14 protein-coding genes and 1 tRNA gene are annotated in these 12,667 nt (G+C 67.6%); 6 read left to right on the forward strand and 9 right to left on the reverse strand.

Annotation, left to right across the window (positions count from 1 at the left end; genetic code table 11):
* Position 1 precedes the first annotated feature (1 nt).
* Positions 2–787, forward strand: coding sequence for a hypothetical protein (locus tag ACVHNB_RS18865; protein WP_456228693.1), 786 nt, complete (start codon positions 2–4; stop codon positions 785–787).
* Positions 788–842: 55 nt separating this feature from the next.
* Here the strand turns inward: ACVHNB_RS18865 and ACVHNB_RS18870 are convergent, their stop codons facing one another.
* From ACVHNB_RS18870 to ACVHNB_RS18885, 4 genes are all read right to left on the reverse strand, one after another.
* On the reverse strand, positions 843–1,580 hold the full coding sequence (locus ACVHNB_RS18870) for a S1 family peptidase (RefSeq protein ID WP_456228694.1): 738 nt from the start codon (positions 1,578–1,580) through the stop codon (positions 843–845).
* 75 nt (positions 1,581–1,655) lie between these two features.
* Positions 1,656–3,122 carry a glycine betaine/L-proline transporter ProP gene (gene proP, locus ACVHNB_RS18875; RefSeq protein WP_428949970.1) on the reverse strand — a complete coding sequence of 489 codons (1,467 nt, stop codon included), beginning with the start codon at positions 3,120–3,122 and terminating at the stop codon, positions 1,656–1,658.
* 416 nt (positions 3,123–3,538) lie between these two features.
* Positions 3,539–3,754: a hypothetical protein gene (locus ACVHNB_RS18880; protein ID WP_428949969.1), complete on the reverse strand. Its 216-nt coding sequence runs from the start codon at positions 3,752–3,754 to the stop codon at positions 3,539–3,541.
* Between the two features lie 98 nt (positions 3,755–3,852).
* Positions 3,853–3,927: transfer RNA gene (locus ACVHNB_RS18885), tRNA-Trp, on the reverse strand.
* A gap of 210 nt (positions 3,928–4,137) precedes the next feature.
* Between ACVHNB_RS18885 and ACVHNB_RS18890 the strand changes: the two genes are divergently transcribed.
* On the forward strand, positions 4,138–5,241 hold the full coding sequence (locus ACVHNB_RS18890; protein WP_456228908.1) for a barstar family protein: 1,104 nt from the start codon (positions 4,138–4,140) through the stop codon (positions 5,239–5,241).
* A gap of 170 nt (positions 5,242–5,411) precedes the next feature.
* Here the strand turns inward: ACVHNB_RS18890 and ACVHNB_RS18895 are convergent, their stop codons facing one another.
* Both ACVHNB_RS18895 and ACVHNB_RS18900 read right to left on the reverse strand, forming a co-directional pair.
* Positions 5,412–5,675, reverse strand: coding sequence for a GlsB/YeaQ/YmgE family stress response membrane protein (locus ACVHNB_RS18895; RefSeq protein WP_428949968.1), 264 nt, complete (start codon positions 5,673–5,675; stop codon positions 5,412–5,414).
* Positions 5,676–5,965: 290 nt separating this feature from the next.
* Entirely contained in the window at positions 5,966–7,147 is a 1,182-nt protein-coding gene (locus tag ACVHNB_RS18900; protein WP_456228695.1) for an arylamine N-acetyltransferase, read from the reverse strand.
* Between the two features lie 444 nt (positions 7,148–7,591).
* Here ACVHNB_RS18900 and ACVHNB_RS18905 point away from each other — a divergent pair, with 444 nt between their 5' ends.
* Entirely contained in the window at positions 7,592–8,014 is a 423-nt protein-coding gene (locus tag ACVHNB_RS18905; RefSeq protein WP_456228696.1) for a hypothetical protein, read from the forward strand.
* A gap of 106 nt (positions 8,015–8,120) precedes the next feature.
* Here ACVHNB_RS18905 and ACVHNB_RS18910 read toward each other — a convergent pair whose 3' ends face one another.
* The gene (locus ACVHNB_RS18910; protein ID WP_456228697.1) at positions 8,121–9,326 is read right to left on the reverse strand and encodes a cytochrome P450 family protein; all 1,206 of its coding nucleotides are present in this window, start codon (positions 9,324–9,326) and stop codon (positions 8,121–8,123) included.
* A 510-nt stretch (positions 9,327–9,836) separates the two neighbouring features.
* Here ACVHNB_RS18910 and ACVHNB_RS18915 point away from each other — a divergent pair.
* The 3 genes from ACVHNB_RS18915 to ACVHNB_RS18925 all read left to right on the forward strand — a co-directional run bounded on the left by ACVHNB_RS18915 (position 9,837) and on the right by ACVHNB_RS18925 (position 11,039).
* Positions 9,837–10,022, forward strand: coding sequence for a hypothetical protein (locus ACVHNB_RS18915; protein ID WP_456228698.1), 186 nt, complete (start codon positions 9,837–9,839; stop codon positions 10,020–10,022).
* 308 nt (positions 10,023–10,330) lie between these two features.
* Positions 10,331–10,684 (forward strand): VOC family protein, encoded by a 354-nt coding sequence (locus ACVHNB_RS18920; RefSeq protein ID WP_428949962.1) that lies wholly within the window; start codon positions 10,331–10,333, stop codon positions 10,682–10,684.
* A gap of 226 nt (positions 10,685–10,910) precedes the next feature.
* Positions 10,911–11,039: a hypothetical protein gene (locus ACVHNB_RS18925; protein WP_456228699.1), complete on the forward strand. Its 129-nt coding sequence runs from the start codon at positions 10,911–10,913 to the stop codon at positions 11,037–11,039.
* Between the two features lie 327 nt (positions 11,040–11,366).
* On the opposite strand, the gene ACVHNB_RS18930 is transcribed toward ACVHNB_RS18925, so the two are convergent.
* Both ACVHNB_RS18930 and ACVHNB_RS18935 read right to left on the reverse strand, forming a co-directional pair.
* On the reverse strand, positions 11,367–11,813 hold the full coding sequence (locus tag ACVHNB_RS18930) for a hypothetical protein (RefSeq protein ID WP_428949961.1): 447 nt from the start codon (positions 11,811–11,813) through the stop codon (positions 11,367–11,369).
* A 294-nt stretch (positions 11,814–12,107) separates the two neighbouring features.
* Positions 12,108–12,500: a hypothetical protein gene (locus ACVHNB_RS18935; protein ID WP_456228700.1), complete on the reverse strand. Its 393-nt coding sequence runs from the start codon at positions 12,498–12,500 to the stop codon at positions 12,108–12,110.
* Positions 12,501–12,667 lie beyond the last annotated feature (167 nt).

Raw genomic sequence — 12,667 nt, forward strand, 5'->3', positions numbered from 1 at the left:
GATGTACGAGACCGCCGCCGCTCTGGCGATCGCCCGGTGGCCGCTCGCCCCGTCCGAGGAGACCGACTGGCTGCTGGACCTGACCTCGGATGACGGGCTCACCGGATTCATGCCGCGGGCGCTGCCCGACGCGGCCTGGGTGCTCCACTCCATGTATGAGCACGAACTCGGGCCGACCGACATGTCCTACGTCGCATACCGACGGGCCGCGCTGACGAGCGGAGGTGTCGAGACCATCCCGGGCCTCGACCCCGCGGACGTGCTCACCGGCACCGGGGGAGAGCGCCGCGGACCCCGTTGGCGCCGACTGCGCTGGGCCGAACTGTCGCGGCGGACCGGTGACCCCGTGGTGCCCGAGGGACGGCTGCCGTGCCACACGTCGTTTCCTTCGATCGCGCCGGGCGGCTGGCCGGTCGGCATCCAGGCACCGTCCGAGGGCAGCCTGAACCGGGCCGACTGGAACCGCCTGGTCGACATCCTCACCGAACACAGCCCACAAGGCGCCGCAACCGGCTGCCTGGCCTACTACAGCCCCTTGCTGCACGGAGCCGAGGATTTCGACAATCCGCGCGTCCGGGCCGGCACCCTCGCGGACGCCAAAGCGTTGTACGACCACCCTGAAGAGGACGGCTGGAGTCCGTCCAACCTCTGGGCGCAGAACCGCTCCTGGGTGCTCTGCACGGATTACGACCTGTGGGCGACGAAGGTGGCGGGCCCCGCCCCACTCGTCGAGGCTCTCCTCGACGACGCGGAGATCGAGGCCGTTCGACTGCGATGGGCCTGCTGATCCTGATCGCTCGACAGGGGGCTCGGCTCACCTTTCCGACCGCAACAGCTCCGCGCTATCGCTGGGTCACCGAGCGGATCCAGGCGAGTTGCTGCCGGATCTCCCCGGCTTCTGCGATCTCCTGCCGGTCGGAGCCGTCGAAGACGCCGAGGAGGGTCTCCTTGCCGCGAGGGCCGATGCTCATCACCGGACCTCCCGAGTCGCCGCCGGCGGGGATTCCGGACACCCTTTCCATGCAGAAGTCCGAACCGCCAGGCGCGGTGTAGCCCTCACAGCGGGGGTCATCGGCCGGAACGACCCGCAGATCCGACTGCTTGAGCACGGGGGACTGACAGGCGTTCTCATCCCCGGCGCACGTAGCGCCCCAACCGTACTGGCGCACGGCCTGACCTGGCCGGACACCGGTCGTGGCCAACCGCGCCGTACGGATCTTCATCGCCGGTACTTTGACGAGCATCATGTCGGCGTGCGCGCTTCCCACGCGTTTGCCGGGCAGGGGACGAACCGTTGCGCCCTTGCGCACGTCGAGGCTGCCGACGCGGAACGCGATGCGCTTGTCGGCGACCGGCTGCCCCTGCTCGAAGAAGCAGTGTGAGGCGCTGATGATCCACTGAGGCGTGACGGCCGTCCCGGTGCAGGCTGGTTCGCCGTCGACGAGCATGCGTACCGCCCATGGGCCGTAGGAACTCTTCGACCCTCCGATGACAGCGGACGCGGGTGCGGACGACATCACCGAGCCTGTCATCAGCAAGAGAGCCGTCAACAGCAGCACGCGCACGCGACCACCGACCATCAGCTACAGCTCCTCACTCGTCGGTCATGGACATGGATGGAGATGCCGTGTTGCAGCGAGAGCATTGAGGGCGGCTCAGCGCGCCGAGGACTGCTCCTTGGCGTACCGCACCAGGTCCTGAGACGTGTCGATCAGTTCCTGCTGCTCCTCCTGCGAACCGACCATGGGCTGGGAGCCGTTCAGCGGCAACTGCGCGCTCTCCGGAAGGAACTTGACGGTCACCAAGCCGATGACTCCGGCCACCATCAGGTAGTAGGCGGGCATCAACTCGTCACCGGTCACGTTCACCAGTGCCTCTGTGACCAGCGGAGTGGTGCCGCCGAAGGCCGCCACAGCGAAGTTGAAGCCGATGCCCATGGCCGCGTACCGCACCGCAGTGGGGAACAGCGCGGGCAGCGTCGCGGCGCTCGGTGCGGCGAAGCAGGCGAGGAGCGTGGACAGGATCAGCACTCCGATGACGGGACGCCATGTGCCCTCGGCCTTGATGAGGAGGAAGGCCGGGATGGCGAGGACGATCATCGCGGCTGCCGCGGTGGCGTACAGCGGTCGCCTGCCGATGTGGTCGCTGAGCCGTCCGAGGAAAGTGATGATGATGACGATCCAGACCATGCCGACGAGCACCAGGATGTCCGCCGAACTGCTGGAGCGGTCGAGCGTCTCCGTCTGATAGGTCGGTAGATAGCCGGTGACCATGTAGTTCGTGACGTTGTAGAGCAGCACCAGGCCCATGCACAGCAGCAGGGGACGCCAGTGGTCGCGGACGATGGTCTTGAACTCACTGCCGACCGAGTCCTGGGCGAGGTTCTTCTCGTGGTCGTCGAGCTGTTGCTGGAAGGCGGGAGACTCCTCCAGCTTCAGCCGCATGTACAGGCCGATGACGCCCAGCGGACCGGCGATCAGGAACGGGAGGCGCCAGCCCCAGGACAGCATCTGGTCGTCCGAGAGAGCCAGGTTCAGGACGGTGACCAACGCGGATCCGAGGGCGTAGCCGACGAAGGTGCCGAAGTCGAGCCAGCTGGAGAGGAAACCGCGACGGCGGTCCGGCGAATACTCGGCCACGAAGGTGGTGGCACCGCCGTACTCGCCGCCGGTGGAGAAGCCCTGCACCATTCGGGCGACCAGGAGGAGAATCGGAGCGGCGATACCGATCGTGGCGTAGCTCGGGATGAGACCGATCGCGAACGTACCGGCCGCCATCATGATCATGGTGGTGGCGAGTACTTTCTGCCGGCCCACGCGGTCGCCGAGCGGGCCGAACACGAGGCCGCCGAGCGGTCGGACCACGAACGCAGCAGCAAACGTTGCGAAGGACGAGATCAGCTGGGCGCCCGGGGAGGCGCCCGGGAAGAACACCTTGCCGATGGTCGCGGCGAGGTAGCTGTAGACGCCGAAGTCGAACCATTCCATGCAGTTGCCGAGCGCGGAGGCGCCGACGGCCCGCTTGAGCAGAGGCTTCTCGACTACTTGTACGTCCTGCTTGCGATAGGCCCGCTTGGTGCGGCGCAGCCGACGGGCCAGTTCCTCTCGTACGTGCCGAGGCATGTCCGCGACCGTTGCCGGCATGCGCTTGCGGACTCCGCCGCTCGGGCCGTCAGAAGGTGTGTGGGCCACGTGCCGATGCCGCCTCTCTCGTTCTCCGACTCTGCTCGCCAAGGGAAAGTGTCTGCCACATTGATCACCCGGCGCACGTCGGAACCGCTTCCCGCAATTTGCTCCGGCACACCAAATCTTGTGCGGCGCCGTATCGCCGAGGTGGGTCGATTGCTGCGGGCAGAGGGGCAGCGACCGGGTGACGTGCGGCGGATACGGTGCGGGCGGCGGCTCTGTGAGGCAGGCCTCTGGTGTCCCGTCGGCTGGGCCGTTTGCCCGGTGGCATGTGGAGTACGGGGCGCGCCGCCTGCCGGCCCGGCACGGCGCTCGGCGTGCTGGACTGACCGGCCCGATCGGGGGCACCTGACCTACATGAAGATACTGATCCTTCTGGTTGTGATCGTCGTTGCCGCGGTCTGGTTCGTGAAGTCGCGCAAGGGCAGGTGAGCCCGCACCCCGGGGGCGTGGCGAGCGCCCCGATAGTCGTTCACCCACCGCTCGGCACGGGCGGCCGGCGGGTTACTGCGCACGGACAGATCCTCGGCCTCGCGCACTCGGATGCGGACCTCGTCGATTTCCTGCACCGCGCGGGCCTGCCCAACGTGGACGGGTTGCTCGACGACTCGTCGTGGGTCAAGTGGCGAGGCGGGCGCGCACACCAGTACGAGGATGACTGAGAGGGGCGGAGCGACCGGATTCGAACCGGCGTCCTCGCGATTTTGGAGACCGCGCGCGTCGACCGCTGCGCTACGCCCCGCCTTGGTGCGTGAGCCTAGCTTGTTCGTTCGCCGTCTCGTCCGTGTGGACGGGCGGACCGGTCGGTGTGAGGCTCCGACACTGCTGACCCAGACGCAGTAGGGCGTGAACTCCGGTCCGGTCTGCGTCTGCTCCGAGAGGCTCTGCCTGTCGTCGTCACAGTCACGGCGTGAGCCGTGAAAAGGGCTTCGCGGCTTCCTCTGGTCCAGGCATGATTGCCGCCGTGTATGAGGGCGGCGGCCAACACAGGCCGGAGCGGTACGTGTTGACGGGGACAGAGCCCGGTTGGGTCTGGGGTGCCTGTGTCGAGGTCGACGGGCTGTTCAGGGAACCCCGCCGCGGGACGTACGAGCTGTTCGGCTGGGAGTCGTCCGGTACCGAAGTGCGAGGCTGGGTCGGATGTGAGGTGTGGCTGGTACCGGAGGACAGCACGCTCGACGCCTGGCTGCTGGAAGACGTGGAAAGCCTCGGGCTGCACGCGCGGACGGACGCTCTCGTGCTCACCGGTCTGGACGACTACCTGGGCCCGCCAGAAGGACACCGGGCCCAGGTCCGCCTGCACGACGGGTACCAATGGCTGGGCTCGTGCCGGGAGTTCACACGTGTTCTGCCCGACAAGCAGGCTGCACCGCCGCTCGTCCTGCGAGACCTGGCACCGAGTGAGCGACTGAGGCGGGTACTGGCAGTGGGCACCCGCCGCGCGTTGGACTTGGATGAGGCCTGGCTGGAGATACGAGACGACAATGGAGATCGGCTCACCAGCCGACTGCTGCACCCCAAGGTTGGTGCGTGGCACCCGTCCGCGCACGCGCCGGGCCTGATCGACCTGGAGCTCGAGCTCGACCAAGAGTTCCACGAACCCGTACCTGGCCATGCCCGTCCGGTCATGGACCGGTGGCTCGCCGGCCCGCCCACCACCTCTGGCCTCTGGGCCGGCCTGGATACCCGGCAGCGGGCATTGTGGCTCGACCTCGTGCGCGAGAGGGGCTGCCGGTTCAAGCACCAGGGCCGGCCAGGCGGAGCTGCGTACGAGCTTGATGGCCGGCACATCACTGACGAGGCGAGCCTCTTCTTGGCACTCGGCGAGGCGGTCAACGGGCCGGGCGGCTACTTCGGCGGATGCGTGGACGCCGTGGTGGACTGTCTTCGCGGAGACTTCGGCTACACCGCCCCCGCAACCCTGCACTGGCGGGACTCCGCGATCGCCCACCACCATTTGTCCCGGGTTCTGGCATCGGACGGTGCACCTTATGACTTGGTTGCTGTGATGCTTGAGATCCTGGAAGAAGGCGGGATGAGTGTTGTCTTCACGTGAGGAGCGGTGTCTCGCCGCTGACACGCTCACCCGGGGGAGTCCTTCACCAGGGCCAGGGCGTCGCCTATGAGCTCGAGCAGCTCAGACCTCGTCGTCCGATAGGCGGCGCGGAGAGCAACTCACCGACGTGCCTTAGCGATGCGCAAGAGCCCTGCTTACATGGAGGAGGGTCAGCGCGAGCGACCTGTCACCACCCGGTAGAGCAGCAGCACGATCACGGAACCCGCGATCGCGGCAATCCAGGTGGAGAGGCTGAAGAAGCCGTTGATCGAGTGGACGCCGAAGATCACCTTGCCCAGCCAGCCGCCGAGCAGGCCGCCGACAATGCCGATCAGCATCGTCACCAGGCAGCCGCCGGGGTCCTTGCCGGGGGTGAGCGCCTTGGCGATGGCGCCCGCGATGAGGCCGATGAGGATCCAGGCGATGATGCCCACGAGGGTGTTCCTTCCGTTCTGCTGTAGCGACGTCGAAACCCCGACCGGAGCTCCGACGTACTTCCGGATATCCCTCACGCAGTGGCATATGCGGGACCAAGGTCCTCAGTTTTCCTCGGCCTCGACGCTGGGGGCGGTCGACCAGTGGGACGGCTACCAGACGCGCAGCTTCAGCTCGCCGCTCGCCGCTCGCCGCTCGCCTTTCGTCATCGGATTCGTCACCGGCCTGGCGGGCGACAGGCGCTCCAGCAGTTTCTGCTCCGGTCAGACGTTCAGCTCCGTGAGCCGGGTCACCAGCAGACCTGCTCCTGAGGGGCCACGCGGATGTCGAAGACGTCGTCGAGCAGCTTGGGCACTTCCTGCGGCTGAACGGTCTCGGTCACCGGGGCCCGGTCGGGGCGCTCCGTCGTCCACACCAGCGCGTCGAGGGTGTCGTGCCGGTCCGTGCGCAACCGCTGGATGTAGGGGCGGGTCACAAACGGAGAGCGGTCGTGGGTGGCCACGAAGTGGTTCCCGACCGCGTAGTCGATGGGGTACTGCGGGGTCTCGGTGAAGACCTGGCGAACCGTCCAGCCTTCCGGCCCCTCCGCACCGTCCCCGCGCTGGTGCACTGCCCAGCCGGGGGAGCCGTGGGTGATGTTCTGCCGGCGCAGCAGGTAGGGCCACGGTCCTCCTTCGCTGCGGCTGCCATCGGCCAGCTCGATGGGCTCCAGAGGACTGGCGCCGAAGCCGATGTCGTTCAGCCAGCGTGTGCCGTCCAGATTCACGATCAGCATCGCGTGGGTCGCTGGACGCGGCGTGGTGGAGTCCGCGCCGAGTTGCACCCGACCAGAGACGGCAGTGAAGCGGAACCCGAGCTTTTCCAGAGCGGCAGCAAAGAGCACGGTGTGCTCATAGCAGTAGCCGCCACGGCCCCTGCGCAACAGCTTGTCCTGGACCGACGGCACGTCCAGCCGCACTTCTCGGTAGAGGAAACTGTCGAGAGTGTCCCACCGCACAGTCAGCACATGTGCACGCTGTAGGGCTCGCAACGTCTCGAGAGTGGGTGCTCGATCGCCCTCGTACCCGAGGTGAGTGAGATATGCGTCCAGGTCGAGTTGCTCGCTACTCCACATGTGAGAGGCAACTGGCGAGGCCGTGACAACTATTCCGTGGGGTGCTCCGATAGACCGGCCGCACTGGTCCTCCGCGATCGCGAACGCCTTCGTGTAGGCCGGCACCATCCCTTCGGCGGGCGTCCACGCGAGCAGGGCCGTTACGTCGATTGCTTCGCGGGCATACCGGTATCCAGTGACGAGCTTGATGCCGAATCGGAGCGCGAGCTGCGCGTGGGTGTCGCCGTCACAGCGAAGGTGGGCCAGGGCGAGCAGGGCTTGGCGCCCCGGAGTCAGCCGGCGCCTGGCGCCGAACTCCCCGCGTCGCGCCGCCAGTTCCCGTCTGGGTTCAAGCAGATACGCGGTGGACAGGTCCATCGCCGACGGCTGAGCAAGCGTGGGCTAGCTGGCGGGCCGGGCTCAAGACCGCTCCGCTCCCAGCGGCCTGGCAGCAGTACGAAGCCTCACGGTGCCGGGTCACTCGGCCCATGCAGGCGGCTTGACCGCTCAACCCCCTCCGTACGCCGTTTCGAACTAAGATCCGCCGAGGAGGGGGTGGCGGTGTCGATGCGACGGGCTTTGACAAGCATGGGTGTTGTGCTGCTGGTGACGCTGACCGGATGTACGTCAGGGCACACGGCGTCACCCACACCCCCGAAGTCCTCGGGCACGAAACCGTCGGCCCTGCACCGACCGTACGACACGATGCCCGCCCGACCCAGGGGCAAGGCCGCCGCTACCGATCGCGACGATGCGCTCCTGAGTGCGGCGTTACGCCGTGCCCAGCTCCCCGTACCGTACGAGCTCCCCTCGGATGACATCGTGACCGTGATTCACCGAGTGGACGACGACAACGGCGAGCTGGCGTGGATGCCTGACGGACACACCTTCTGCTATGCCCTGGTGCGGCGCGCGAAGACCACGCTGGTCTGTGGCACTCTTCCCGACCGGGCGCCTGCGCCGGGGCTGCTCCTCGTTCGCCGCGGTGACCCCGACCAGGTCCTGGAACAGGGCAAAGAGGGCCGGACTCGTATGGTGAGCTTCGTGATCGCCGAGGGTGGTGACCGGCACTTCGACCATGTCGGGCGGGCGGCGGGCGCGGGACCGGTGAACCAGGCCGTAGCGAGGTTTCCCTCAGGACGGATGGTCACCTTCCTCACCTTCGACCGTCCCTATGGCCCCATCAACTCGAAGGCTGAGATCTGCAGCACGGACCGGTCAGTCTGCTTCCCCTCTCAACCGTGAACTGAGCCTCTGGACAGGCCCCGGCCCGTCCAGCCCGCGCGTGGTCCCTCGCTACTTGTAGGGGAGCGCTTCTCGTCTGCCTCAACGCGCGAAATGGCCTTAACTCCTACCAGCGCACCGGCAGTTCTTGCAGGCTCCTCATCAGACTCGCGCGCCATTTTGGTGTGCCGTCGCCGTCGAAGGCCAGACCGGGGAAACGGTCCAGCAGGATGCGCAGGGCCACATTCGCCTCCAAGCGGGCCAGCGGGGCGCCCAGGCAGTGGTGCAGGCCGTGCCCGAAGGCGAGGTGGGCTCGGGTCGCTACGGGGTCGCGGTGGATGTCGAACCGTTCAGGGGCGGGGAAGCGTGCGGGGTCGCGGTTCGCGGCGGCGATGGAGAGCACGACACGCGCACCCACTGGAATGCGGGCGCCCCCGAGGTCGACCGGTTCGGCGGCGTAGCGGTAGGTGCCCGCCGGCGCGGGGGATTCGAAGCGCAGCGTCTCCTCCACGGCGCTCTCCAACAAGTCCGGCTCGGCGCGCAGGTCAGCGAGCTGCTGGGGATGGCCGAGCAGTAGATGTACGGAGTTGGCGATGAGGTTGACGGTGGTCTCGTGTCCCGCGACCAGCAGCAGGAAGGCCATGCCGAGCAGCTCTTCCGGCGTCAGCCGGTCGCCGCCGTCGCGGTCGTGGGTGCGGACCAGTGCATGCAGCAGATCGCACTCCGCTGCGTCCCGCAGCCGCCGCTTCTCCTCCGCCAGTCCCGCGAGGTAGGCGGCCATCTCCTGTGAGGCTTGGGCAGACTCTTCGGCATCGTCGAGGGCGACGACCTTGGTGGACCATGCCCGGAAGGCGGCCCGGTCCACGTCCGGCACGCCGAGCAGCTCGCAGATGATGGTGAGCGGGAGCGGATAGGCGTACGCGGCCACAAGGTCGGCGCGGCCGTCGGCGGCGACGGCGTCGAGGAGTGCACCGGCCGCCTCCTGGATGCGGGGGCGCAGAGCCTGGACGCGTCGGGCGGTGAACTCGCGTGCCACCAGGGTCCGCAGGCGGGTGTGATCCGGTGGGTCGACCTGGAGCATGTTGCGGCCCACGGAGTAGAGCCCGTCGTCCTCGAAGTCGGCGGAGTGCCGTACGTCATTGCGCAGCCGGGGGTCGGCGAACGCGGCGCGTACTTCCGCATGCCCCACCACCAGCCACGACTCGTCCCCGGTGGGGAAACGCACGTGGTGGACGGGCCCGATGGAGCGCAGAGCGGTGAAGGCGGAGTAGGGGTCGACGGCGAAGTCGTCCGTGAGGTCAGCGAGTTGGACGGTGGAGGGCTGCGTGCGCATGGCGGCTCCCGGACAGAAGTGGGGATCTTTCCCCGTTTGCGTGTCGGAGGTGACCGTAGCGCTAAGCGGGGAGTGCTCCCCACTTAGTGCCTCAAGGGCGGCGCTCGGGCGGCGGCTTAGGGGATAGGCCCGGAAGGCGTCGACCGCGCCTCACGGCTGGCTTGCTGATGGTGACGAGTCCCGCCGCTCTCGGTGGGCCGCGTCGCTCGGTGCCCGGATGTGCCGGATGGAGGGCGTTGAAGATGAGCTCCCGTCCGTACGCGAACAAGGTGGCGTTCTGGGTGCGGCCCACTCCTGGCTGTGCAAGCAGGCTGCCTGCCAACAGAACTGACGGGCTGTCACCGCACCCGCCCAGATCCGATGCTTCCTGGTGTTCGGATTTTAGGTAGCTAGCCATGCGCTACCTTGAACGCGTTCAATTTTGAGCCTCGGGCTGGCGGCGGTGTCGGGGAGGCCGAGGGGGCTCGGCGCCGTCCTGGCGCATGAGTGGGTTCGGGGGAGGACCTGTAGATGAGTGTCACGTTCTTGTGGCTCGCGTGGCCGGTGTTCCTTCTGTGTCTGCCGCTGGCGATTTGGTTCTGCCGCGCGGTCGGGGCTCAGTCCTCGCCGCGCGTCGGCTGGGTCATGGCGGCCGACATCATCTTTCTGCCCGCGGTTCTCCTAGTTGCCCTTTTCGCGCCCCTCGGGTCGTCGTGAGACACGGAGCCAGAGCGGCCCCCGGTACTGCGCCGGTAGATCGTGATCCGAGACACGAGCCGCTCCAGCGCGGCGAGGAAACGCTCCACCGTCTGGCGACGAACGGTCCCCGTGGTTTCCACAAAGGCCGCCCCTAGCCAAGCAGGCGTGAAGCGCGCCTGAGGCGCAGGACTTACTGCCAGCGACCGAAGACCCCCTCAGCTCTTGGCTCGGGACGGTCAACTTAGGTGCTCAGGGCGGCAGGGCGAGGCAGGCAGACGCTCGTGTACTGCCAGTCCGGTTGACGGTCGTCCTGGCAAGATGGCGGCATGGAGCGTGTGCTTGGAATCGGTGGATACTTCATGAGGGCCTCAGACCCGTCGGCCCTGAGCGCGTGGTACCGCGAGTGCCTCGGTTTGGACACGGATGACAATGGCCTGTGGCGTCAGGCGGCCGGGCCGACGGTGTTCGCGACGTTCGAATCCGGCTCCGACTACTTCGGATCCCGCGTGCAGCAGACCATGCTCAACTTCCGGGTCCACGACCTGGACGCGATGCTCTCGCAGCTGCGCGCCACGGGAGCGGACGTGGCCGAAGAGACCCAGGACATTGAGGGTGTCGGGCGATTCGGCTGGGTCACTGATCCTGAGGGCAACCGGGTCGAACTATGGCAGCCCGCGTGACCGGGTTTCCACAGGTCCGGTGATGAGGGAGCGGCCTGTCAGACCGGTGCGGTGTGAAACAGGCCCTGTAGTGGACTCATGCGACACAGTCGCTAACGGCAGCACGTCAGGACTCAAGAGCTCAGCGGGCAGTTCGTCCAGTGCAGTGTGCTTGTCGCCTGCTTTGCCAGTGAGCCTTTTCCAACCTGAGGTTGAGGCGTGGTGAAGGACGAGAACGGTCTGCACGATGTCGGTGATCCGGTTGGTGCTGCAGCGGACGTTTCGCAGGAGGCCCATCCCCGCCGGCAAGGTCCCGGTCTCCATCGGCACCTCGGCCGCCAACGCCAGCTACGCGGGTTCGATCACCGTCAAGTAACCCCTTCAGTACGTCCGTTCGGGGCACACGCGCCCCGAGCAGTCTCCCCATGCTGCCCCCTGCCCGGGCAACGATGTCCGGGCAGGTACTGCGGCCAGCACCATCCCACCGCGGCGGGAAGGGCTGAGCCACGTGCCTTCTGCAGGCGGCGCCCCACTGATGCACGCACCTCGCACGCACCTTCAGATCCGAAGTAACCCGGTCTTGCGTACGCATAGGAGAGCGGCATGAACCACCTCAGTTGTCGCACCGTGGTCTCCGCGGCGTTGGGTATCACGCCGCCACAGCACTGCCAGCCACCCATGCCGCCGCCAGCGGTGCGCGCTGTCAAGGCTGCGGCGGGCAGGGCTTGGCGACACGCATCGGCACGTAGACCGCCAGCGCGTACCCGATGACCACGAACACGGTCCCTCCGATGCGCAACCCCACGTGCTCACTGGCGGTGCCCAGTCCCCAGATCAGCACCACAGCGATGGTCAGGCACAAGCACCACCAGATCGTCATTGCTGACCACGCACTGAGCCCCTCGCGATACTCGCCCTCCTTGAAGGCGCGGTCGCGAGCAAGGGACTCGGGGGTGTCGCACAGGATCCGAAAGCGCCATTCCACGAACACCCCCCGCTGCTCGCGGTCCAGGGTGTCCCAGTCCGACGGCGTCAACGTGGTGGGCATGCCGTGCTGGTGCAGGTAGGACCGTCGCTCGTCTCCGCTCAGGCCGTCCCATTCGGCTGGCGGCTGCCAGGCCATGAGTTCCGCGCTGGTTCTGATCGCCATGCCAGGTCACGGTAACGGCCGGTCGTGGCAGGCGCGCCCGCGACTGCGAAGCTGCCCGCAGGGGCGATCAGATCTGACCGCCTCGCAGCGAAACACGGCCGAGATCAACCGATTTCCCCGTGCCCCACACGGTCTCGGCGGCCTCACGGAACGCCGTACCCCGACGGCGTCGAGCGCTGATCGCAGACCTCCGCATCGCGTCGGCCGTCTCCTTCTGGCTCCTCTGGCAGCGACTGACGCCGCTCCACTCGCGAGCCAGCGAAACTCCGAAATCCAGCGCGCCGGCCCAGACAGTCAGTTGAAAGCGTCGGTCACGCAGTCCACCCGGCAGTCGGCGGCCTCATAGCGTTGGCGGAGGGCGGCAGCCGCCTCCTCGCGCTCCACGAAGACGTGCCCGTAGTGCTGGCACGCCACGCTGGCCACATCTCCGACCGTGACGATGGCCGGTTCGCCGCGTGCGGCCCGGCGGCGCGCTTCGGCGATCGCCATGTCCGCGGAACGCAGCAGATGTCTGGAACGGTCCCGGATCACGGCTGCCTGAGCCCGTTTCGCCGAGAGGGGGCGCAGGACGCGTCCCCGCCAGAGGAAGCCGGCGGCGACAAGTACGAGACCGAGCGCTACGAACATGAGTCCGCCGGAGTCGCGAGGCATCTGTCCAGTCTTCACCACTCGCACGGTGATCGTCATGCCCGCGGCGGCGGCCGCTTCTCGGAACGGCTTGGCTGCCGAGCAGCACGCCCCTGAGTGACGGTGAGGAGCACGCGTTTGCGGAGGAGGGGAAGTCCGGGCCTGCCCGCGACAGACAACGAGCCCGCCGCTCTCCTCGCCGCGATCACGCTGCTCGCCCTCGCGCA

It is taken from the genome of Streptomyces sp. YJ-C3, assembly GCF_053891275.1.